Source organism: Achromobacter sp. 01N37 (assembly GCF_056399725.1).
The window spans coordinates 70856-92580 of record NZ_JBFTRX010000020.1 but is presented as its reverse complement, the minus strand read 5'-3'; the positions used below and the strand labels follow the sequence as shown (position 1 = coordinate 92580).

30 protein-coding genes are annotated in these 21725 nt (G+C 62.1%); 23 read left to right on the top strand and 7 right to left on the bottom strand.

Features of this window, described 5'->3' with window-relative positions; all coding sequences use genetic code 11:
- Positions 1-45: 45 nt before the first annotated feature.
- Positions 46-234: a hypothetical protein gene (locus AC1DSJ_RS27840; protein WP_441372541.1), complete on the bottom strand. Its 189-nt coding sequence runs from the start codon at positions 232-234 to the stop codon at positions 46-48.
- 64 nt (positions 235-298) lie between these two features.
- Between AC1DSJ_RS27840 and AC1DSJ_RS27835 the strand changes: the two genes are divergently transcribed.
- Positions 299-898 carry a hypothetical protein gene (locus AC1DSJ_RS27835; RefSeq protein ID WP_441372542.1) on the top strand — a complete coding sequence of 200 codons (600 nt, stop codon included), beginning with the start codon at positions 299-301 and terminating at the stop codon, positions 896-898.
- The gene (locus tag AC1DSJ_RS27830) at positions 895-2445 is read left to right on the top strand and encodes a DNA cytosine methyltransferase (RefSeq protein WP_476760430.1); all 1551 of its coding nucleotides are present in this window, start codon (positions 895-897) and stop codon (positions 2443-2445) included. Before AC1DSJ_RS27835 ends, AC1DSJ_RS27830 begins: the two co-directional genes overlap by 4 nt.
- A 14-nt stretch (positions 2446-2459) precedes the next feature.
- Here the strand turns inward: AC1DSJ_RS27830 and AC1DSJ_RS27825 are convergent, their stop codons facing one another.
- Positions 2460-3065 carry a hypothetical protein gene (locus tag AC1DSJ_RS27825; protein WP_391568670.1) on the bottom strand — a complete coding sequence of 202 codons (606 nt, stop codon included), beginning with the start codon at positions 3063-3065 and terminating at the stop codon, positions 2460-2462.
- Between the two features lie 116 nt (positions 3066-3181).
- On the opposite strand from AC1DSJ_RS27825, the gene AC1DSJ_RS27820 reads away from it, so the two are divergent.
- Genes AC1DSJ_RS27820 through AC1DSJ_RS27805 form a run of 4 tightly spaced genes read left to right on the top strand, consistent with a single transcriptional unit; the run spans position 3182 to position 5556 of the window.
- The gene (locus AC1DSJ_RS27820) at positions 3182-4297 is read left to right on the top strand and encodes a DUF1376 domain-containing protein (protein ID WP_441372544.1); all 1116 of its coding nucleotides are present in this window, start codon (positions 3182-3184) and stop codon (positions 4295-4297) included.
- Positions 4294-4518, top strand: a complete 225-nt coding sequence (locus AC1DSJ_RS27815; protein WP_441372545.1) for a hypothetical protein — start codon at positions 4294-4296, stop codon at positions 4516-4518. The genes AC1DSJ_RS27820 and AC1DSJ_RS27815 overlap by 4 nt, the downstream gene beginning before the upstream one ends.
- Positions 4515-5009: a RusA family crossover junction endodeoxyribonuclease gene (locus AC1DSJ_RS27810; RefSeq protein ID WP_476760429.1), complete on the top strand. Its 495-nt coding sequence runs from the start codon at positions 4515-4517 to the stop codon at positions 5007-5009. Before AC1DSJ_RS27815 ends, AC1DSJ_RS27810 begins: the two co-directional genes overlap by 4 nt.
- Positions 4999-5556 carry a hypothetical protein gene (locus tag AC1DSJ_RS27805; RefSeq protein ID WP_441372547.1) on the top strand — a complete coding sequence of 186 codons (558 nt, stop codon included), beginning with the start codon at positions 4999-5001 and terminating at the stop codon, positions 5554-5556. The genes AC1DSJ_RS27810 and AC1DSJ_RS27805 overlap by 11 nt, the downstream gene beginning before the upstream one ends.
- 57 nt (positions 5557-5613) lie before the next feature.
- On the opposite strand, the gene AC1DSJ_RS27800 is transcribed toward AC1DSJ_RS27805, so the two are convergent.
- The 3 genes from AC1DSJ_RS27800 to AC1DSJ_RS27790 form a co-directional block, all read right to left on the bottom strand.
- Entirely contained in the window at positions 5614-6105 is a 492-nt protein-coding gene (locus AC1DSJ_RS27800; protein ID WP_441372548.1) for a response regulator, read from the bottom strand.
- A 90-nt stretch (positions 6106-6195) separates the two neighbouring features.
- Positions 6196-7317 (bottom strand): ATP-binding protein, encoded by a 1122-nt coding sequence (locus AC1DSJ_RS27795; RefSeq protein ID WP_441372549.1) that lies wholly within the window; start codon positions 7315-7317, stop codon positions 6196-6198.
- A 330-nt stretch (positions 7318-7647) separates the two neighbouring features.
- Entirely contained in the window at positions 7648-7977 is a 330-nt protein-coding gene (locus AC1DSJ_RS27790) for a hypothetical protein (RefSeq protein WP_441372550.1), read from the bottom strand.
- A gap of 172 nt (positions 7978-8149) precedes the next feature.
- On the opposite strand from AC1DSJ_RS27790, the gene AC1DSJ_RS27785 reads away from it, so the two are divergent.
- Entirely contained in the window at positions 8150-8941 is a 792-nt protein-coding gene (locus AC1DSJ_RS27785; RefSeq protein WP_441372551.1) for a DNA adenine methylase, read from the top strand.
- Positions 8942-8951: 10 nt separating this feature from the next.
- On the opposite strand, the gene AC1DSJ_RS27780 is transcribed toward AC1DSJ_RS27785, so the two are convergent.
- Complete coding sequence (locus tag AC1DSJ_RS27780; protein ID WP_441372552.1) at positions 8952-9326, bottom strand: hypothetical protein; 375 nt, start codon at positions 9324-9326, stop codon at positions 8952-8954.
- A 145-nt stretch (positions 9327-9471) separates the two neighbouring features.
- On the opposite strand from AC1DSJ_RS27780, the gene AC1DSJ_RS27775 reads away from it, so the two are divergent.
- The gene (locus AC1DSJ_RS27775) at positions 9472-10086 is read left to right on the top strand and encodes a putative metallopeptidase (RefSeq protein ID WP_441372553.1); all 615 of its coding nucleotides are present in this window, start codon (positions 9472-9474) and stop codon (positions 10084-10086) included.
- Between the two features lie 2 nt (positions 10087-10088).
- On the opposite strand, the gene AC1DSJ_RS27770 is transcribed toward AC1DSJ_RS27775, so the two are convergent.
- The gene (locus AC1DSJ_RS27770) at positions 10089-10541 is read right to left on the bottom strand and encodes a hypothetical protein (RefSeq protein ID WP_441372554.1); all 453 of its coding nucleotides are present in this window, start codon (positions 10539-10541) and stop codon (positions 10089-10091) included.
- Between the two features lie 66 nt (positions 10542-10607).
- Between AC1DSJ_RS27770 and AC1DSJ_RS27765 the strand changes: the two genes are divergently transcribed.
- From AC1DSJ_RS27765 to AC1DSJ_RS27695, 15 genes are all read left to right on the top strand, one after another.
- Positions 10608-11081, top strand: a complete 474-nt coding sequence (locus AC1DSJ_RS27765; RefSeq protein WP_441372555.1) for a DUF2280 domain-containing protein — start codon at positions 10608-10610, stop codon at positions 11079-11081.
- A complete protein-coding gene (locus tag AC1DSJ_RS27760) occupies positions 11035-12363 on the top strand; it encodes a phage terminase large subunit family protein (protein WP_441372556.1) in 1329 nt (442 codons plus the stop codon). Before AC1DSJ_RS27765 ends, AC1DSJ_RS27760 begins: the two co-directional genes overlap by 47 nt.
- Before the next feature lie 4 nt (positions 12364-12367).
- Entirely contained in the window at positions 12368-13738 is a 1371-nt protein-coding gene (locus AC1DSJ_RS27755) for a DUF4055 domain-containing protein (RefSeq protein ID WP_441372557.1), read from the top strand.
- Between the two features lie 9 nt (positions 13739-13747).
- Entirely contained in the window at positions 13748-14758 is a 1011-nt protein-coding gene (locus tag AC1DSJ_RS27750; RefSeq protein ID WP_441372558.1) for a phage minor head protein, read from the top strand.
- A gap of 117 nt (positions 14759-14875) precedes the next feature.
- The gene (locus AC1DSJ_RS27745) at positions 14876-15625 is read left to right on the top strand and encodes a DUF6651 domain-containing protein (protein WP_441372559.1); all 750 of its coding nucleotides are present in this window, start codon (positions 14876-14878) and stop codon (positions 15623-15625) included.
- 11 nt (positions 15626-15636) lie between these two features.
- Positions 15637-16599 (top strand): major capsid protein, encoded by a 963-nt coding sequence (locus AC1DSJ_RS27740; RefSeq protein WP_441372560.1) that lies wholly within the window; start codon positions 15637-15639, stop codon positions 16597-16599.
- A gap of 50 nt (positions 16600-16649) precedes the next feature.
- Positions 16650-17132, top strand: a complete 483-nt coding sequence (locus AC1DSJ_RS27735; protein WP_441372561.1) for a HeH/LEM domain-containing protein — start codon at positions 16650-16652, stop codon at positions 17130-17132.
- A gap of 9 nt (positions 17133-17141) precedes the next feature.
- A complete protein-coding gene (locus tag AC1DSJ_RS27730) occupies positions 17142-17432 on the top strand; it encodes a hypothetical protein (protein ID WP_441372562.1) in 291 nt (96 codons plus the stop codon).
- A complete protein-coding gene (locus AC1DSJ_RS27725) occupies positions 17416-17796 on the top strand; it encodes a DUF4054 domain-containing protein (RefSeq protein ID WP_391568688.1) in 381 nt (126 codons plus the stop codon). Before AC1DSJ_RS27730 ends, AC1DSJ_RS27725 begins: the two co-directional genes overlap by 17 nt.
- Entirely contained in the window at positions 17793-18242 is a 450-nt protein-coding gene (locus AC1DSJ_RS27720) for a hypothetical protein (protein WP_391568689.1), read from the top strand. The genes AC1DSJ_RS27725 and AC1DSJ_RS27720 overlap by 4 nt, the downstream gene beginning before the upstream one ends.
- Positions 18239-18610 carry a hypothetical protein gene (locus tag AC1DSJ_RS27715; RefSeq protein ID WP_441372563.1) on the top strand — a complete coding sequence of 124 codons (372 nt, stop codon included), beginning with the start codon at positions 18239-18241 and terminating at the stop codon, positions 18608-18610. Before AC1DSJ_RS27720 ends, AC1DSJ_RS27715 begins: the two co-directional genes overlap by 4 nt.
- 175 nt (positions 18611-18785) lie before the next feature.
- Entirely contained in the window at positions 18786-19310 is a 525-nt protein-coding gene (locus AC1DSJ_RS27710) for a phage neck terminator protein (protein WP_441372564.1), read from the top strand.
- 62 nt (positions 19311-19372) lie between these two features.
- Positions 19373-20731, top strand: coding sequence for a DUF3383 family protein (locus AC1DSJ_RS27705; protein WP_441372565.1), 1359 nt, complete (start codon positions 19373-19375; stop codon positions 20729-20731).
- Between the two features lie 15 nt (positions 20732-20746).
- A complete protein-coding gene (locus tag AC1DSJ_RS27700; RefSeq protein WP_438859440.1) occupies positions 20747-21175 on the top strand; it encodes a phage structural protein in 429 nt (142 codons plus the stop codon).
- Complete coding sequence (locus AC1DSJ_RS27695) at positions 21175-21660, top strand: phage tail assembly chaperone (RefSeq protein WP_441372566.1); 486 nt, start codon at positions 21175-21177, stop codon at positions 21658-21660. Before AC1DSJ_RS27700 ends, AC1DSJ_RS27695 begins: the two co-directional genes overlap by 1 nt.
- Positions 21661-21725 lie beyond the last annotated feature (65 nt).

Genomic DNA, 21725 nt, shown 5'->3' with positions numbered 1-21725 from the left:
CGCGCGACTTCAATGCCTAGCAGCTCCTGCGTGCGACCTTACGCCCTAATGAACCGAGGCAGTTCCGGCTGGCTGGGCCTCCAGATCCGCGCGGCAGTCTGTCTCCAAGCAGAGCCGGTCGAACACCGCGCGCACAGTCGCCTGGTCAGCGTCGCCCACCACCGTGTCGGCAATTCCTTTGGCAATTTTCAGCAGCGCCAGCGTGGCCTGGGCTGCGCCGTCGTCCGTCTTCATTCCCATCGTGCACCCCTCGGTCTGCTCGTCTGGTTGGAATGTAACTGTCCGGAGTATTTAACGCATGCGACATGAATCGCACAAGTCCTTGATCGCCATTCTGCGCGATCACACATCGGCCTGGCGCAAGTCCCTCGACTGGTCCAGGGAAACGATGGTCGACGCCATCGTCAAGGCACATGAAGGCCTGAATGGCCCGGCCGTGACCGGCATCCGCTTTGAGCCGCCCACCGGTGACACGTTTGCCCGCATGAAGGCAAATGCCGACCGGGTATCGCGCTGGCTGGACGATGAGAGCAAGGACAGCAATCTCTTGCCAGCCAACTTCTTGCCCTCTGTGCTGGTGGCCATGCCGCACGACCGGCGCCGGCATTGCGTCGACGATCTGTTGCGCCCGCTCAACTTGGCCGTGCGCACTCTGGCAACCGAAGGCGCCGAAACCTTGTGCGTCGCGCAGTTGGCCAACGTCTTGCGTGAGCAGGCTGAAGCCAGCGCCGCGTTGGCCGCACTGTTGGACGGGCAGGCCACGAAGGACGAGCTGATCCAGGCGCACCGCGAGACTTCGGAATCAATCGTGGCGTTGCGCCAAGCGCGCGCGACGGTTGAGCGGCAGATGACTGCCGCAGGCATGCAGATCCCTACCAAAGAAGCGGACCCGTCATGATCCAGGCCGACATCAATCACTTTCACCTGTTCGCTGGCGCCGGTAGTGGGGCGGCCGGGATGCAAGATGCGGCGCCCGCCATTCCGGGGCTGCAGGGCCGCATGGTTTGCGTGGGCGGGATGGACGTAGATCCCGCGGGTGCCGAAGATTTCTACCGCTTCACGGGTGTGCGCTGCACGGTGCGCGATCTGTTCAGCCGCGACCAGTACGTTGCCTTTCATGGGCATGAGCCGCCTGCCGATTGGGTCGAAGCGCTGCCCGAGGATGTGCGTGCAGCAGCTGGCGGTCGCCGCCCAAATATCGTGTTCCTGTCCGCACCCTGCAAAGGCTTTTCCGGCCTTCTTTCGCAGGGCCCGATGCATCGCATCCCGAATCTGAGCTGGAAAACCTGGGTGCGGTTGGCCTTCGTTGAGGCGGGCAGCGACTGGCGCAGCTTAAACCGGTTGGCGATCGAGGACGGCCATCTGCGGGACTACCTCATCGTGCCGGAAATGCACCGCGGCGCGCTGGGCGTTCATAGTATGGGCGACACCGCGGGAGTCGTTGCCGGTCGGAGCTATCCGCTCAATGGAGCATTCTCGGTCGCCGACCCGCGCGCAGCAGCTGGTGCCGCGCAGTACACCCAGTTCGGCGTCCTGCGCATGGAAGACACGGCCGGAGCTGTAATTGGCGTGAAATCGCCGGGCCAGGGCGTTTTCAGCGTTGCTGATCCGCGCCATGCCGGACCGGCCAAGCACAGCAACGAATTTCGGATTGTGCCGTTCAACGAAACCGCGCGCGCCGTGACCAGCGCGCACGGTACCGGTCAGTGCGTGGCCGACCCTCGCACGGGGTGGCCGGAAGGTGCCCACGGGAACAAGCTGGCGGTCACAGCCTTTGAAGAAGCCGCCAAGACTGTGACGGGCGCGCGCTTCGGAAGCGGTGGGCTTTGCGTTGCAGACCCGCGCGGCGGCGGCGGGCACAGTAAGTACGCGGTGACGGAATGGGACGGCGCCAGCCGAACGGTCATATCGGGCAGCACGACCGGACAGGGCGCCTTCGCGGTTGCCGATCCGCGCCCGGGCTTGGCCCGAGAACGCGGCGATCACTACCTGACAGCCGGGCACTATGGAGTGGCCGCCTGGGATCGGAACATCGGCGCCGTGTCGGCGTCAGCTTGCCACGATAACGGCGCTTGGTCCGTTGCAGATCCGCGACTGCTGCCGGCAGCCGACGATAAGCTGGCCTGCCGCATCCTGTCCCTCGATGGCACCTGGCACCGGCCTTTCACCACCCTGGAGCTGGCCGCCTTGCAGAGCCTTTACGACCCGGACGACTATGCCGAGGCGGAAGAGCGCGGCGAAGTTTTCCGGATGGACGGTACCGCCGATAGCGCGCACCGCGAACGCATCGGCAACGCCGTGCCGCGAAAGGCGGCGAAGGCCATGGGCGAGGTCATTGGCCAAGCCATCCTGCTTTCGCGCGCGGGCGAATCGTTCCAGCTGTCCGCGTCGCCAATTTGGGTGAGACCTATCGCCACGGCGTTGGCAGTCGCCGGGGGGCTGTAATGATATCGAAGACGCTATTTCTTCTCGGACGCTCGCGTCTGCCAATTGACATACCTCGACCAAAAGCGATGTGCGGAAGCCATCAACTGGGGCATGCGGTATTCCTTCCCGTGGTCAATCACGAGCGGCAGCGTCCATTTCCCGCTTTCTTCTGGCTGCCAGTTGATGACCGTCGCGTGCAGTTTGGGATCGGGGTTCGAGGTCAGATACCTGTGCTTCGACGCGTCCGCAATGTACCGGCATATGCGTACAGCCGGCGAGGCCTGTTGGGCACGTGTGCGAAAAATTTTCAGTTGAGCCTGCATAAGGTCTCCGCGCAACTTGAACCACTTCGACGTGTCCGGCGTAGCGGCGGCAATCTTGAAGAGGAGCGACTCGGCCGACTGCGGCGTGTACTTCTCTCTTTGCGCTTCGGTCATGAACTGGAACACCCAGTCCGTCATGTGCCAGGCCGACAGAGCGCAATTAATCGATTGGTACACGCATCGGATGTCGAGGTGGTCTTCAAGCGCCCGCAACTGCTCCACCTCCCAACCCAGCTTTTGCAGCATGTGCGCTGGATACAGCAGCCCGAAGGATTGGTGGCTGGATTGGGTCAGGTGGGTGGGGATGATGTGCACGGCTATTCGGCGCTTCGGTTGCTCGACTGGGCCATTGGACGGCAATGATGACGAAACATCAAGGCGGCCCAGAGCCGTTCACCCCAGCCGACTGCAATCTCCGAGGCCTACCGTTCATGCCCCTGGATACCGAGCGTTTGCTTGATAGCGACATGATGGCGCTCTCGACGGGGGAGGAGTTCAAAACGGCCTTGCGCTTGTGGTGCAAGAGCTGGAATCAGGAGCCGGCCGCGTCGTTGCCGGATGACGACCGCATCTTGGCGCATCTGGCGGGTAAGGATTTGTCGGCGTGGCGCAAGGTCAGGGACATGGCGCTCCGCGGCTTCGTGAAATGTAGCGACGGTCGCCTGTATCACCCCGTCATCGCCGAGAAGGCCATCGAGGCCATGCGCCGGCGTGAGGAGCACCAGGCCGCGAAGGAAGGCGACAACGACCGCAAGCGTGAAGAGCGGGAAGACCGAAAGCTGTTGTTTGCGGCGCTGCGTGAAATCGGGGTAATTCTGCCCGCGAAGGGCACGACGACGTCACATCTGCGCGAGGTGGCGGCGTCACGCGGGATCACTCTAACCGTCACGGCGGGTCACAAAGGTGTCACTGTGACATCAATAGGAAGTCACGAAGAAAGTCACGCGGGTGTCACGGCTAAGACAGGGACAGGGACAGGGACATATATAAAAGAAGAAGCAGCGGCGGCGTTTCTCGCGCACACGCCCGCGCACGAAGACGACCCTGCGCCGCCGCCGCTCGACGGCGAGAAGACCGCCGAAGAACTGGCCATGGCGGTTGCTGTCTGGCTGCGTCGCAGGGAGCAGGCCCGGGGCAAGCAGCCCCGCGGTACGCAGAGCAATGACCCGCGAATCGCGGTCTGGATCAAAGCCGGCGTCACCGGCCTGCAGCTGGCCGAAGCCTATGACCTGGCCGTGTTGGACCGCGAAGCCTCCGGCGACGCCGGCCCGATTACGCCTGGCTTCCTGGACATCTTCGTCGTCAAGGTGCTGAACCCGCCCCAGGCCACCAGCGCCGTCAATGGCACACGCCCGGCTGTTTCGAAGTCCGACCCGCTGGCCTGGCTCACCACCGCGTCAGGCCTGGAAGCGAAGGGCGCCGAACTGGGCATCGTGCAGGAGCAGGGCGAACCGTTCCCCTCGTTCAAGGCCAAGGTGATCGCCGCTGCGGGCCTGACTGAAGACGACAAAGCCCGCGCTCGCGCAGATCTCGGGGTCCACATATGACCGCCACCGTCCAGTGCGTCGGCTGCGTCCTGTTCACGCTGCGCGAAGCCCCAAAGTTTGCCCAGCTCGGGCTTGGCCGCTGCGCCGCCATGACAGACCGCCCGGGCACCTTCGTCAGCCCGCAATTCCCTCGGCAATGCCGGGACCACCAACCAGCGCCAGCGGCCAAGACGGCCGCGCGTATCGAATGGCTGCGCGACGTGCGCAGCGAGGGAGCATGATGTCGAACCAGATCACGTTTACGGTGCCCGGCGTACCGCATGGCAAAGGCCGCTCGAAATCCAGCTCGCGTATAGGTCGCGATGCCAAGTCGGGCGCCACCCGCGTTTTCACGCGGCACTACACGCCAGAGGCGACAGTGGCCTATGAAAGCCTGGTCAAGCTGGTCGCGGCCCAGGCTATGGCGGGGCGCGAGGCCTATACGGGGCCTATACGCATGGACCTGGACATAATCCTGCCCATCCCACAGTCCTGGTCGGGCGTGCGGCAGCGCCGCGCGGCCGCTGGCGAGATCGCGCCCACTGTGAAGCCGGACGCTGACAACGTCGAGAAGGCCATCAAGGACGGCTGCAACGGGGTCGCGTATCGCGATGACGCCCAGGTGGTCCAGGCCAGCAAGCGCAAGATTTACGGATTGGTGCCGGGCGTGGCAGTGGTTCTGACCGTGCTGGACATGGAACCCGCGCAGGGAGTGAAGAAAAATGCGCCGTGAAGCCGGAACGTTCTCCTGCCCCGAGCATGCGATCGCCGTGGCCTACCTGATGCTGGCTTACCCGATCGAGCCGAAGAACCCGACGCAGCTGATCTGCGAGGCATTGCGGGACCGGTTCGATGCAACGTATGAGCGTAGGGAGTTATCCGGCCTGTCGCCGCATGAATGGCACGCGCAGGCCGTGTTTATCGTAAAGCTCATGGAGCGCACTTTGGGCGATAGCATCGGCTTCCATCTGCTGCGGGCGCAGCATGCGACGGGGCTGGAGGGGGCCGAGAGCGCGCGCAAGGTATCGGAATGGCTAAACCCGGTGGGCGAGGGCAGGGAGCGTCTGGTGACAGATATGTTGGTCTGCCGGATGCTGCGAGGCCGTCCACGGATTCGGGATTTGTCTGATCGGTTCGATGTGCCGAAATCGACGTTGCATGACGTTTTGCAGGCCTATCGCCGATTGATTGAGCCAGAGCGAGAGGCGGCTATCAGCAGGCTGGAAGTGGTGATGGCCGATGCCGGCATTGTGGCCAGCGCTGTCGCAACTCCCGCCTGAATTCGTGAGTTCGGGTCTGAGCCGCTGCGTTCGACCCGAAGCGGCAGCGCACCTGGTTCACGCCGCACCTCGTTTCCCGCTTAGGAGCATTTTCAACTGGTCAAGCATCTCTGCAGGCGCCCAAGGTTTCAATAAGAACTTCACCCCTGAGGGCAGTGCATTCGCTGCTGGATGTTCGCGTCCCGATGTAAGTAGGACAGCAATCTCTGGCGATTCCCTAGTTAGACGCATCGCCAATTCGAAACCGTCTATCGACCCTGGCATCTGGATATCTGTAAGCACCGCTTGGATGTCCGGTTGCTCCTCAAGGCACCGCAATGCGTCATCAGCATTGCTGGCCTCACTTACGGCGTACCCTTCCTCCGCCAGTAGCGCAGCCAACAGCCAACGGGCGTCCGGGTCGTCGTCCACTACAAGTACAGGTGGTGTTCCAGCTCGCGCACATGTCTGGTCATCAGTCATATGTCTGACTTGGGTTGAGGTGGAAAAGGGTTGATTGATTTCGGGCACGGCTTTAATACGCCGCAACCCTGCTGCGACGGTCAGCAAACCCCATTCCCACGGTCTCTTCAAGACTCTGCACCGCCGTGGCGGCGCGGCACGCGCGGCGTATAGGTTGGCGTCAGGTGCCGCAGCTTTTCATTTTGGATGGCGAGGAATACGGACGGTGAACGTCGTTTGCTGAGCAGTCGATTCGACGCTAATCGTGCCCTGATGAGCGTTAATGATGCTCTTACAGATGAATAAGCCCAGTCCGAGGCCAGCCGCCGAGGTTCGGCGCTCCGGGTAAGGCGTCGCACGGGTCAATGGGTCAAAGAGGGTAGGTAGGGCGCTGGAAGGAAGCGGTTCTCCTCCGTTTGAAACTGTAAACTCGAGCCACTCCCCTTGGTCCTCAATACTGAGGTTGATGGTGCCATCCCCATAACGGGCTGCATTGGAGAGTAAATTCGACAATAGTTGCCCCATCTGACCGGCGTCCCACGTTCCTAAAGGATTGCCGCGACAGTTCAGCGTGATGACTGCTTCGGGGAAGAGCACCCGCGCTTCCTCAATCGCCGAGCTGCACAGCGTATGCATCGATAGCGACGTGAGGCTTGTGGCCTGGATCACACCCAAGCGCGCACGTGTAAAGATCAACAAATCGTCAACCATCGCGCGCATGCGTAGTACTGATCGTTGCACGGTCGCAGACGCACGCACACCCGTAGGTGAAATCGTATCGTCACGTAGCAAAATTTCTGTTGCGTACTGCATCACGGCCATCGGTGCGCGCAGGTCGTGCGCGAGCACGCCAGCAAATAGATCGCGCGCTCGCTCTACCCTTTTGGTGTACTGCTGTACCGATTCGCTGAGCGCCTGATCGATCGCTTCATTGAAGCGAATCATCTCTTGAAATGACTCTCGATCTGTATTGCCGACGGCCTCCCACTTGCGCAGAACGCTCGCGCGAAGTGCACGGAACTCGGCAACCACATCGTTCAGCCCAAATCCCTGCGCGCGTCTGTCGTCAGCGTGCAGAACGGAAACGAAATCGAAGCCAGCGTCTCCTTCTGACTTCGTGCCAAAGGACTTCGCCGTTTGCTGCGCTTCGTTTTGAGTTCGCTCCATATTGACGGCTATCGCCATCAGGATTTCAGAGCCGGAGTTGCGAAGTTGATCTTCTGACAAATTCCCTGCCGTGGGCTGAAGCTTCCTGGCGTATCGGATCCAATCATCAATTAGGTCATCGCGATGCTCGCGGATAAAACTCGGTATGTTCATGAGTACTCCTGCAATGGTCCGCTACCGCCGTTGCGAGTCAGGCTTGGCCATGCCTGTAAACCAGGGCCCATGGAGAAAGCAGTATGCACCGGCTGGGCGCGGCGGCCAAATGGTGCTTTTGTCACGGTCCGTATTACCAGTGCATCAGTGGCGGTGCGCCCTCTCGAGCAGGCGTCGGACCCGACCCCTTGGCGGCCGAAAGGCGGCATTCCGCTGGTTAGCCTCCACTTGACATCTCCGGACAGAAAGGTCAAAATTTGGCCATACTCGTAGTAAGTACGTTCTAAATAAACGCCCCGGCCAAAAACCGGGGCGTTTTGCGTTTGGAACTTACGGTAATTCAGAGTCGCGCGTTGCTAGGATCTGAACCACGGCGCCCGGCTGACCGGCGACTTCACCGAGAAGACGCAACTGCTTGGCCTCTGCGACACCTGTGATGACCAGGTCGAATTCGTCGATCTCAAAAATATTGACTGAGAACCGCGAGTGCCGCTTGACGTGGACCTTCGCCGTCAGCTTTTCGTCTTGGACGGTGTAGGTGCCAACGAATGACACGCTACTGTCACCACCGAAGATTCGGCCGGCGTCGAGCACCATGATGCCGGCGCCTTCTTGAACGCCATATCGGCCAAACTTCACGGTCCAGAGAGCTTCAATCATGACGCGCTTCACCGCTGGCGGTTGATTGATTCAGCAACGAATTAAGAAGACGGCGACGGCCAAAGGGCGGCAACCCTCTGACCGACAGCCGACCCACGGGTTAGGCCGTGAGCGACCCGAGGCCGTCCCACCTGTACAGGCGGGGGCAACGGTAACACATCCTCACGAACCAATGGCATCCCCAATCATTCCTTGGCTGGGCGGCAAGCGTCGCCTAGCCGATCGCATTTTCCCGTTTTTCCCTGTACACGACTGCTACGTTGAGCCCTTTGCGGGAGGCGCTGCGCTTTTCTTTCTGCGGCCGACGCCGGCCAAGGTTGAGGTGCTGAATGACGTCAACGGCGAGCTGGTGAACCTTTATCGCGTGGTCCAGCACCACCTGGAGGAATTTGTCCGGCAGTTCAAATGGGCGCTCACCAGCCGCGACGTGTTCAAGTGGCTTCAGATCACCAGGCCGGAGACGCTTACCGATATCCAACGCGCCGCCCGGTTCTTCTACCTCCAGCAGAACGCCTTCGGCGGCAAGGTGGACGGGCAGACCTTCGGAACCGCCACGACGGCGCCGCCGGGCCTGAACCTGCTGCGGCTTGAAGAAAACCTGTCGATGGCGCATCTGCGCCTGGCCGGGGCCTACATTGAGAACCTGCCTTGGCAGAAGTGCCTGGAAATGTACGACAGGCCGCATACGTTCTTCTACATGGACCCGCCGTATTGGGCGACCGAAGGCTACGGCGTGCAGTTTGGATTCGAACAATACGAAGACATGGCGGCGCGCATGCGCAAGCTGCAGGGCCGCGCCATTGTCAGCCTGAACGACCACCCGGATATCCGCCGCGCATTCGATGGTTTCCACATCGAAGCGACTGACATTCGCTACACGGTGGGCGGTGGACGTGGCGTGGAGCGGGGCGAGATCCTGATCTTCAGTTGGGATGTGGCCGCCGCTCCGGCTGGACTGTTTTAGGTCAGGGCCTCTAGCCCGCGCCCGGGTCCATCGATTGAGCGATCCCTTCTTGCACATCGAGTAGGAATGCACTGGATTCGGGCGCGTGGATCATCGATGGAACGGCCAGTTCGAGAAGGCAAGCAAGCATCTCCGAGAACCACCATTTGGCATCGATTCCAATCGGAGCGACATGGGTATAGGTCAGATATCTGATCGCGCGTGTAGTTATGTTGGGATCTCGGCCGAATTCGATCACGTCGGCGGCCTGCGCAGAAGCAATGCGCATGAATGCGCCGGCAAGCTCCGCCACGGCGATCTCAGGTGTGCCCTGTTCTGACCATAGGGCTCCTCTCGCCAAGTTCCGGCACGCAATCTGCAATGCGGCAAGGTCAATGTCTTTCACAGGGCATCCATGCTGGGCTGGTGTGACGGGACTGAAAGTGGCCGAGGTTGGCCGGATGACAGTACTTGTATTCCGGACCGCTGATTCCGGCAAGTTATTGTTCTGGGCAACAACGTTCGGCGTGTGCGAGTGATCGGCGGAATAGATGGCTTCAACCAAAAACGAACGTCCTCGACCTGCCTCGCGGCCGGATAGCCGTGGTGGTTTCTGTCCCGCACCCGAGCTGCTGGAGTGGGTTGAGGAAACGATCTTTGCAAGAGGTGGCGCCCTCTACAACCCTGACCACGCCCACCTGGTTGACGCAGATCTGGCGTTCCTATGGGCGCCGAGCGCCTTTGAGAAGGCAGGCCGTACTGTGCTTGGCCAAGCCGAACAGGTCATGCTCCGGGCGGGCGGGTGGCAGAAGGCGCGCCAGGAGCAGCAGATGGTGGAGTGGTTCGGCCGTGTGCCGGCCTTTCTGATAACGCTGGCGGCGGACTACTGCGCCGGGTGCACCGACGCAGAATTTTGTGCACTGGTCGAGCACGAGCTGTATCACATCGGGCAGAGCAAGGACGCATATGGCGCGCCCGCCTTTGATAAGGAAGGGCGGCCGAAGCTGCGCATTGTTGGGCACGACGTCGAGGAGTTCGTGGGGGTGGTGGCCCGCTACGGCCCGTCGTCGGACGTGCTGCGCCTGGTTGCATCAGCTGGCGCCGCGCCGAGTGTGCCGCGATTGGACATTGCCCGGGCTTGTGGTTGTTGCATACGTGCCGCGTGACCCTACTTGAGTGTTACCGGCTGAGCTTTGAACGCGTATGCCGCTGCAAAGGCGGCCACTACGGGCAACAGCGGCGCATGAGCAGTTGTTCCCAGACCAGCCTGAATAGCCATCGTCGTATACGCAGCTGCGATGCCCAGCGCACCCCCGATGGATATTCTCGTGGCGAGATAGGCGCCATCCCACCAATTTGTTTCGCGCCGCGCGTGAATATTCATCGTGAATGCCGCATGGTCCAGAAGTCGTGAGGTGATCGAAACGAAGCTACCTAAGTATGCGGCTAAGCAAACCATCTCGTCGATTCCCCCCATGCTTCCCAATGCAAACCATATGGATGCAGCCGACACCAGAAAGGCCGTACCAAAGCAAGAGAATATCGCGCGCTTCTGGCCCGCCGGAGTGAGTGCGGTGAATGGATCGGACGAAATCGTCGCTGGCGGTGGAATTGTGCTCATCGTGAAGTCCAGTGTTGTAAATATCACTTAACGGCAGGCCAGCCCATTCGCTTTAGGACCTGGGTCATGGCAAAACTGACGGACACTCACAAGCACTTCATCGTCCAGGCTCTGGCCTGTTGGGATTCGCCCACTCAGGCCGCCGAAGCCTTGCGCGAAGAATTTGGGGTAGATGTGCCCCGTGGCCAGGTGGCGCAGTACGACCCAACCAAGGTGGCAGGCAGAAGCTTGGCAAAGAAATGGCGCGAGCTTTTCTTTGCGACCCGCGAGAACTTGAAGAAAAGTGCAGGGGAGATCCCCATCGCGCATCGCGCCTATCGCCTGCGGACGCTGCAGCGCATTGCGACCAAGGCAGAAAGCATGCGCAACATGGCCATGGTCCTACAGGTCCTTGAACAGGCCGCGAAGGAGGTCGGCGACGCATACGTGAACCGACGCATGGAACCGGTGAATCCGGCGACTGCCAGTACCCAGATCCCGGAGCAAGCTGAATATGTCCTTGCTCCCGACGAGCCCGCGCCAGGCAACCCCGTCCTTTGATGCGCCTGCGTCGCTGACGCCCAAGCAGGCAAACATCTATGTGTGGGGCTGGCAGCCGAATGCGCGCTTCAGGGATGCAGTGTGCGGCCGTCGATTCGGCAAGACCTTCCTCGGCAAAGCCGAGATGCGCCGGGCAGCACGCCTGGCGGTGAAGTGGGGCGTAAGTGTCGAGGACGAGATCTGGTACGCCGCCCCGACGCAGAAGCAGGCCCGCCGAGTGTTCTGGCGTCGGTTGAAGCAAGCGATCCCGGCCGGCTGGCGGGCCTGCAAGCCCAATGAAACGGACATGCTGATCACCCTGACCACGGGGCATCTGATTCGCTGTGTGGGCCTGGAGAACTATGACGATCTGCGCGGCTCTGGCCTGTTCTTTGTCTTGGTCGATGAGTGGGCCGACTGCAAGTACGCGGCGTGGGAAGAAGTTCTCCGGCCGATGCTGTCGACCTGCCGATATGTGGTCGACGGCGCCCAACGCGTCGGCGGACACGCGCTGCGCATCGGCACGCCCAAGGGCTTCAACCACTGCTATGACACCTACCGGGATGGGCAGGATGGGCGCCAGCCGGATCACAAAAGTTGGCTGTACACCTCCTTGGAAGGCGGCAATGTGCCGTCTGACGAAATTGAATCCGCGCGGCGCAAGATGGACCCGCGCACGTTCCGTCAGGAATACGAGGCCAGCTTCGAAAACTACGCCGGCGTCGTGTACTACTGCTTTGACCGGCGGGCGAACCATACGGACGCGGTTATTCGCCCTGGCGAGGTGCTGCACATCGGCATGGACTTCAACGTCGGGAAGATGGCGGCCGTCACCTTCGTTGTGCGCGGCGGATTGCCCGTGGCCGTGGACGAAACGATGAAGGTCTTCGATACGCCGGCCATGATCGAGAAGCTGCATGAGAAATATCCGGGCTTCAGCTTGGTGGTGTACCCGGATGCCTCGGGTGACAACCGAAAGACCAGCAAGGCCAGCGAATCCGATATCTCGCTGCTGCGCAAAGCAGGTTTCACGGTCCGCGTGGACGCCGCGAATCCGGCGGTCCGGGACCGCGTGAATAGTGTGAATGCGATGCTCTGCAATACCGTCGGCGAACGCCGGCTCCTGGTCAATACCGATCGCTGCCCGCTCTTCACGCAGGCGCTGGAACGTCAGATCTACGGCGATGACGGTGCGCCCGACAAGAAGGCCGGATATGACCACCCCAACGACGCCGGCGGGTATTTCATCGTGTCGCGCTATCCGATCCAAAGCCGTGTGGCTACGCAATCTGTCTTGAGATGATCCTATGAGTGATGTTTCGACGCCGCTGGCCGCGTACAGCGCCATGACAGACGACTGGGACCTGGTCGACGCTCTGCTGGGTGGGACCGTGGCCATGCGCGACGCTGGCGCGACCTATATGCCTCGCTTCCCTCTCGAGTGCGAGGCGAGCTACAAGGAGCGCCTGGCGACCGCCACATTGTTCCCGGCGTTCTCGGAGACCGTAAGCAACCTGTCCGGGCACGTCTTTGCACGACCGGTGGTGGTGGGCGACGATGTGCCCTCCACGATTCAAGAGCAGGCCACGAACATTGACTTGCAAGGCAGCAACCTGACGGTCTTCGCCGCCACCTGGTTTTACCGAGCATTGGCCTATGGCATGGCCCATGTGTTAGTGGACTATCCGCGTGTTCAGGGTGCGCGCACGGCCGCTGCCGAGAAGGCTCTCGGTGCCAGGCCATATTGCACGGTCTATTCTGCCAGGCAGTTGATCGGATGGCGCTTCGGGAAAATTGATGGTGTTCCGAAGCTGACCTTGGCCCGCCTGGTCGAATCGGTGGAGGAAGACGACGGCGAATTTGGGACAAAGCTCGTCAAGCAGATCCGGGTTTTACGGCGGGGCAGTTATCAGGTGTGGCGTTGCTCGGGTAAGGACGGCGCCTGGTTCGTGCATGACGAAGGCCCGATGTCCGTGGCGGAGATTCCGCTGGTGACGCTTTACACCGGACGAACCGGGCTATTGACTGCAAAGCCCCCGCTGCGCGAGGTCGCGCACTTGAACGTCAAGCATTGGCAAGAGCAATCCGATCAAGACACGTCCGTGCGCTTTGCGCGTGTAAGGCTCCTGTGGACGGCGGGCGCCGATGTCGAGACGGGACCAGACGGGAAGCCCAAGCCACTGCAGGCGTCGGCAGATTCCGTCATCGGCCTGCCGACCGGTGCACAGATGGGCGTGGTGCAGGGCTCTGCTGAGAGCGTCAAGGTAGGACGGGACTCTTTGGACGCCCTGGAACGCCAGATGTCCGAGGCGGGTGCCAAGCTGCGCCGCAAAGATGCCCAGTTCACCAAGACCGTGCAACAAGCGGCTGACGACTCGGTCACTGAGAAAAGCGCGCTGGGCAATATGGCGCAGGGTCTGGAAGATGCGATCGACCAGGTCCTGCAATTCATGGCTGACTGGCAGAAGCTGGGCGACGGTGGATCGGTCGAGATCAATAAGGACTTCGACTTGGATTCGACCCCGGATCAGTCCATGGCCACGCTGATCACCATGAACGGCGCCGGCAACCTTTCCGATCAGACTCTCTTTGAGGAGGCCAAACGCCGCAGCTTGGTGGCCGACGGCGTGAACTGGGAAACGGAGCAGGAGCGCTTGCGCTCCCAGCCACGGCTGTAGGGGTGACGCATGGCTGATAAGCGCGACAAGCTGGACGACGCCGCAACCGAATTAATGCTGGATGCGCTGCGCGTGGCGGCAGGATTGGACGTCGAAGCGCAGGCGCAGCTGCGCAAACTGGCGAGGGAGTTGCGCCGGCTTATTGGCGCGGTCGACATCGCGCAAGCGAGTCCGGCGGCGATTAATAGGCTGCTTGTAGCCGTCGAGGCAGCGACCGGCAAGGCGCACACCGCGATAGCGGAACAGCAGTTGACCGTGCTTGCGACGTTCGCTGATGTTGTCCAGCACGCCACGGCGCAGGCCGTGGGCAGCCGACGGCGGGCCGCCGCGTTCGAGATTGCGGATGCGGTATTCGCAGGGGCGACGCCGAGGGAAGTCTGGGAGAACCAAGGCGCCGCGCTGCAGCGTGCGATCGCCCGCGAGGTGCGAATCGCCTCGCTGGACCCGAAAGCGACGGCGCAGGCGCTGGTGACCAGGGTGGTGGGCAGCCCAGACACGCCTGGGCTGATTCGACGGGCTGCCAAAACGGCCAAGACGCTGACGGAGGGCGTAACACTGGCGGTCGCTGGCCAAGCACAGCAGGCGCTGTTGCGCAGTGCCGGGGACGTGCTGTCTGGCTATCGCTGGTCAGCTCGTTTCGACAGCAAGACCTGCATGGTGTGTGGTGGTTTGGACGGGAAGCTGTTCACGTTGGCCGGCGAACCGGTGGGGCACCTGACGCCGCTGCAGGGCGGGCCGCCCCGTCATCCTGGCTGCCGCTGCATTCTGGTGCCGGAGCCGCTGCAGACCGGCGTCGGCGCGGCGCTGCCGGGCGTCGATGGCACCTTCAGCCGTGGGCCAACCTTTGAACAATGGCTGTCCCGCAAGTCGGATAAGTTCAAGCGGCAGTACTTCGGGCCAGGGCGGCTGGAATTGTGGAAGGAGGGCAAGCTCACCCTGACCGATCTGCTGGACATGCAAGGCAACCCGCTGACGCTTGATAGGCTCCGGGCGAAGTACGAGGTTTCTGCTCCCCGTTAAACATCGGGGCGCGTGACGTAGGGCCGTGGTGCGCTGTTGCGCCACGGCCCTTTCTTTTGGCCGCGGCGCGGATGCAAGGCGGTGTTTCGGGCCGGATGGCCCATTGGACAAGGTTGGATGACCATGAAATTGAAGCTCGATGAGAACGGCCACGTGGTGGTTCAAGACGGTAAGCCTGTCTATGTGCAGGACGACGGTAAAGAGGTCGCGTTCGATGCGGCCGGGACCGTGCAGACCATTAGCCGCTTGAACGGCGAGGCGAAATCGCACCGGGAACGCGCGGTAGCCGCTGAAGGTCGGCTGGATGCTTTCAAGGGCATCGAAGATCCGGCCGCCGCGGTGAAGGCGCTGGAAACGGTCAAGAACTTGGATGACAAAAAGCTGGTGGATGCCGGCGAAGTCGAGAAGGTCAAGTCCGAAGTCAGCAAGGGCTTCCAAGCGCAGATCGACGAGGCCCGCGCCCAGCTCGTGCAGGCAAACCAGAACCTGGCCAGCCACATGATCGGCGGCAGCTTCGCGCGCTCGCAGGTGATCGCAGAAAAGCTGGCCGTGCCGGCGGATCTGGTGCAGGCGCGGTTCGGGTCAGCGTTCAAGGTCGAAGACGGCAAGGTCGTGGCCTATGGGCAAGACGGCAACAAGATTTTCAGCCGTTCGCGCCCGGGCGAAATCGCCGAGTTCGACGAGGCCTTGGACTATCTCATCGAGCAGTACCCGCACAAGGACCACATTCTGAAGAGCTCTGGCGCTTCGGGTGGCAGTAGCGGTGCAAATGGAAACGGTGGTGGGCGCCACGCCGCAGGATCGCTTGCTGATTGCAAGACCGACGCCGAGCGCGTGGCCTACCTGGACAAGGTTGGTAAACAATAGGGAGCGAAAGCATGCCTTTCGATTTGGTGGTATTCAACAAGCAGGTTTCCACGACCATCACGGAGCTGGTGGACCAGGAAGTCAACAAATTCAACGAGGCGTCCGGCGGTGTGCTGGTGCTGGCCTCGGGCGCGAATAAGGGCGATTTCAGCATCGAGTCGATGTTCAAGCAGATCGGCGGCCTGGTGCGTCGCCGCGACGCCTACGGCAACGGCGCGGTGCCGCCCAAGCGCCTGGAGCAGTTGGCCAACACTGCGGTCAAGGTCGCGGCCGGCACGCCGCCGATCGAGTTTGAGCCGCAGCAGTACTTGTGGATTCAAGAGAATCCGACGCTGGCCGCGCTGAAAATTGGCGAGCAGTTGGCCAAGGCCAAGCTGCAGGACATGCTCAACGCCGTGATTCGCACGCTGGTGGCGGCGCTGAAGGGCAACCCCGCCATCGTGCATGACGGGACGGACGCCGGCCCCAACTGGCGCGTGCTGAACCAAGGCGCCGGCAAGTTCGGGGATCGATCGGGCGCACTCGCGGCCTGGGTCCTGCATTCCACTGTGCTGACCAATCTATACGACAACGCGCTGTCGAACGCTGAACGTCTGTTCACCTACGGCACCGTGAACGTCATGCGTGACCCGTTCGGCCGCATCTTCGTGGTGACCGATGCCGACCCGCTGATCAATCCGGTCGCGGGCGAGGATGAGATCACGTACAACACGCTGGGCTTGGTCCCTGGAGCGGGCCTGGTGCAGGACAACGGCGATTTCAATGCGGTGATGGTGGACCAAGTCGGCAACGAGAACATTTCGCGCATCTACCAGGCGGAATGGACCTACAACGTCGGCCTGGCCGGCTACAGCTGGGACCAAGCCAACGGCGGGAAATCCCCCAACGATACGGCTCTGGGGACTTCCGCCAACTGGGACAAGACGGCGTCCTCCAACAAGGACACGGCCGGCGTCCTCGTGGTCACCAAGTAGCACATCAGGGGCGGGCTGGGCCTGCCCCGCTTTCCGTGTAGAGGTATTTCATGAAGACAAAGCACAAGCCCAAGCGGGTCTTGCTGTTTGTGACTGGTGTGCCCTCGCCGCAGGACAAGGCGCTCGCGCGGCGGGCGGGCATTCAGTTGCGCGACCCGTGCGCTTACCGGGCGGGTGATTTCGTTGAGGCGTGTGACGCCGTGGCCGGCGATGCGCCGCCGGCGTACCGCGAGCGATACGACCAGTTGACTCAGAATGATCTGGCCGAGCTCCTGCGACCGTTTACCCCGCAGGTGTCGGTGGACCTAACGGCATCTAAGGGGCAGGGATCGACTGGCGAAAACGCTACGAATCCCGCTGATACGCAGGCACCGGCGCCGCCGCCCGAGCCCATAGCTGGCGCTAGCGAGGCAGCGGAGGACGGAAAAGCCACGGTCGACAGCCTCAAAGCCGCGCTGGAAGCGAAGGAAATTCCGTATCCCAAGACGGCCAAGAAGGCTGAGCTGCAAGCGCTGCTGGCGGCCGTTGCATAAGGAGACCTCATGCAGCGCTATATCAATCTCAGTGACCGGCATACGGTCACGGTTGGCGGAGACCCGCCCATCGAACCGGGGGCCAGCGCGGTCCTGGCTTATTCGGCCGCGCTCCAGGACCTATTGGACCGTCGCATCCTGCAGCTGGATCAGTCCACTGTGGAACCGGCAACCGTGGCGCAGCTTAAGCGCTGGCTTGATGACCGAGGCGTTGCCTACGCACGTGACGTGCGGCTCGCAGAACTCCGCGAGGTGTATCTCAGGGCGGTAGAAGGGGGGAGCCATGGCGGCAACGGTTGAGCTTCTGGACTTCTTGGCGCCCGGCGTCGCCGCCAGGCCTGTCGAAGACAAAGAGCAAGCCCTGGCCGTCGCAATAGGTCATCGGCCTGGCTGCTTGGCGCCAGCGGAGCAAGATGAAGCGCAGGCCCTGTACGCCGCTTGGTTGCTCGCGATGAGAATGCAGCAAGAAGTCGCGATCGTCGTGCCTGCCGGAATCACGATGGAGAAGGAAGGCGACTTGCAGCGTACGTTCGGCAATAGCGCTGGGACGATTGATCCCATGGGCTTTCGTGCTCGCTATGACCTGCTGAACGACAAATGTTCACGAACGGTCCGAGTGGGTGGTTTGGTGCGTGGGTCCAAGTGCTTTGGGGGTGAAGATTGAAGGTCATCGACAAGGGTTTGCAGCGCTATGCAGCTGAAATGCGCCAGTTGAACAAGGTCACGGTCAAGGTCGGAATTCAGACTGAAGACGCGAACACCCCGGGCAGCAACGGCACTCCGCTGATCGATTACGTCGAATTCAACGAATACGGTACCGAGGATATTCCCGCTCGGCCTTTGCACAGGGATGCCGCTCGGGTCTATGAGCAGCAGCTTGCGGATGTGCAGGAGCAGCAGGTGGCCGCTGTCATGGGCGGGAAGAAAACTGCGACAGAAGCCGTGCATGCGGTCGGGGCTTGGTACCAAGGAATTGTCCAGCACCATCTCATCAATGGCCCGTGGGAGCGGAATGCAGAATCCACGGCGAAGAAGAAGGGTTTCGATCAGCCCCTTCTGGACAAGAAGCTGCACTTCAACTCCATCAAATACAAGGTGGTCAAGTCATGAGCAGCTTTCGCCGTCCGCAAACCATACGCACGCGGCTGCCGGGTTCTCGCAAGCGTGGCCGTTGGAAAGAGGGCGAGCCTGACCAGGACAAGACGATCCTTGCATCGGTACAGCCGGCCAAGACTGGAGACTACGACCAGTTGCAGGCGAACCCGGAAGGACGCCGCGTGCGTGCCGCCGTTCGGATCTACACGTCCGAGGTGCTGGATGTCGCCGGCCAGGATTGGACGAACGGCGACCGCCTGGTTTGGGGAGCGGGACCGCTTGAGGGCGAGTACCTGCTGGTGGGCGTGGCGCCCTGGCAGTCGGGTGTGATTCCGCACTACCGATACCTGGCCGTGCTGCTGGCCACCTCCGAAATGCACTAAGCCCAAGGATTCCCGGCCGCCTGGTCCGGGGCCGGACGGGGGTAATCGTCCGGAGGACTCCCCAGGCCCGGCTCGGCATTCCAGGCTACCGGGTAGGGCAGTATCGAGTCGGCGCGCGCGTAGGCGTGGGGTAGCCGATAGTCCCATCGATGCACTACCAATTTTTCGGACTGCCATGCTCCCAGAAGACGCGATTTTCGAACTGATCGAGGCCGCCGCGGGCGGTATGCCGGTGATCTTCGCCGACGACAACGGTCCACGGCCGGAAGGGCCGTACATCATGCTGGCTGTGCGTTGGGCCAACGTCAGCGGCGCCGAGGCTGGGCGGGTGGACGATGAGGGTGCCCAGCCAGTGCACCACCACGACGACGCCATTGTGGAGCTGCAGAGCTTTCGTGCCGCAGCGTATGACGCGCTGGACGAACTGGTGCTGAAACTTCGGCATCCCGTCTACGAGGATCGGGCCGAGGCGTTGGGCCTTGCCTTGTTTGAGGTCGGGCGCCTGCAGAACGTTCCAGTCATGCGCGACGCCGTGCGCTTTGAGCGGCGCGGCGTGCTGGAGCTTGGAATCCGATACACCCGCGTCCATTCCGAGTTCGTCGGCATCATCGAAACCGTCACCGGCACGGTGACAACGTCCGGCGGACTGAAGCCGGGCATCGAAGCCCCATTTACCGCGACTGTCGTGCCCGCGCCATAGCGGCCGCGACGCGCAATCGCCATCTGGCCGCCTCCTGGCGGCTTTTTTCATTGGAGCCGCACATGGCCAAAATCGACCGGATCGTCAACGTGGCGATCTCCCTGAACACCACGGCGATCAAAGAGCAGAGCTTTTCTGACCTTCTCGTCCTGGGCGCCCACGCGATGGGCGTGAATCGCATCATGGTGGTGACCGAGCCCGGCGAACTGCTGGACCTGGGTATTGCCCCGAACGATCCGCTGTATGTCGCCGTGCGCGACGCCTTCAAGCAGATCCCCACAGTGACCCGCGTCTTCGTCGGCCGTCGGCAGGTGGACACGTCCCGGCTTACCGTCACGACCGCTTCGCCATCGGATTATGCGGTCACGTTGACCTGGCGCGATGAGACGGGCGAAATCAAGACAGCGCAGGCGACGGCGTCGGGCGAGGCCAGCAGCACGCCTCAAACCATCGCGACGGCGCTGGTGGCTGCGGTGACCGCTGCCAACGCGCCGGTCACGGCGGTCGCGGTGGGCGCGGAAGTGTCTATCACCGCAAACCAAGCCGGCCAGGCGGTCGGGGTTTCGGTTAAAGGAAACCTCCAGTTGGCGGCGCCGGCCAGCACTGAAGCGCCGTCGGCAGCCCTGAACGCATGCCTGCGTGAAAGCGCGGACTGGTACGGCGTGGCGCTGGCCAGCCGCGTCGAGGCCGACGTCCTGGATGCCGCAGAGTGGGTCGAGTCCAACGAACGGCTGTTTGGCGTCTCCAGCGACCAGGCCGGCATCATCGACGCGGCCGTGTCCAGCGACATCGCCTCCAAGTGCCAGCAGAAGCAGTACTTCCGAACGCACGTCTGGTACCACGGTCAGGCGGGCACGGAAGCTCTTGAAGCGGCGATCGCTGCAAACCGCTTCACGTATTACCCCGGTGGTGAAACGTGGGCGAACGCGCGGTTGGCGGGCGTCAGCTACGACAACTTGGCAGAGGGTCAGGCGCTGGCCGCGCACGCCAAGAACGCCAACACCTTCGAGCAGATGCGCAATTTCGCGGTGACGCAGAACGGAAAGGTCGCGGCGGGCGAGTGGATCGACGTGATCCGCGGGCGTGACTGGCTGGCCGAGCAGGTAAAGATCAACGTTGCCTCCCAGTTGATCAACGCCGACGGCAAGGTGCCGTACACCGACGCCGGCATTCTGGTCATCGTCAACGGTATCCGGCAGGCACTGATGCTGGGCCAGGCCCGGGGGCTGATCGCGCCGGACGAGATCGACGACGCCGGCCGGAAGATTCCGGGCTTCGTCATCACCGTGCCGCGCGCGGCAAGCATTTCGTCGAACGACAAAGCGAATCGCATCTTGCGCGACCTGAAATTCACGGCGCGCCTCGCGGGTGCCATCCACGTTGCCGAAATCAAAGGCAACCTGACCTATCAACAACTGTAATCGGGGTGCAAAAGCATGTCCGTTAAAACTTACGCACCGAATCAGGTGAAGATCGTCATGGGGGCTTTGCCCCTGTCGGGCCTGGCCGAGGACACCTTTGTGACGGTGGCCGAAATCGGCGAGGGCATTTCGTCCGTCGCCGGCGTCGATGGCGAGGTGGCCCGTTCCATGTCGCGGGATTCCCGCCTGCGCATCACCGTCACGCTGATGCAAACCAGCGCCAGCAATGCCGCGCTCACCGCACTCCACCAGGCCGACAAATCGACCGATGGCAACGGCGCCGTGCCGGTGGCTATTACCGATCTTCGCGGCACCTCGCTTCACGCATCGGATTCCGCCTGGATTGTGAAGACGCCGGACGCGGGCTACGGCGCCAAGGTGGGCACGCGCGAGTGGACCATCGAAACCGGGCCGGCAATCAATGTTGTGGGGGGTAACACCTGATGAGCGCCATCAAAGAAGTCACGGTCGGGACCACGATCTTTCGCATTTCCCGATTCGACCCGTTCCGCCAGTTGAAGCTGCTGGGCGACCTGCAAAAGGAAGTCCTGCCGGCCGCCGGGTCAATGATGGCCGCCGTATTTGGCGGCGAGGGCGAGGCGCAAGCCAAGGACGAGCAGGCGATGCTGCAAGCATTCCGCGACCTGTCAGTCCGGCTCGGCGGCGATGCCTTGGCCGGTTGGGCCGATCGGCTGATAGACGCCGAGCTGGTCACGTTCGAATTGGCCGGCCGCGATCCGCAAAAGCTGACGGTCGCCCATCGCGGCATGGCGTTTTCCGATTTTTCGGAAATCCTGGAGCTGCTCTTTCACGTCCTTGAGCACAACTTCGCCGGCCCTTTGGTGCGCTGGGCCGGCCGCTTTGGTCCGGCCCGCGAGAAGCTGGCGAAGCTGTCGGCCGGTTCGAACCAGGCTTCGAACAAGAGCTAATTATCTGGCGGCCCATTCTGGCCCGCCTTGTCAGCCTGGACGCCGTTAATCGCGGCGACGTAGAT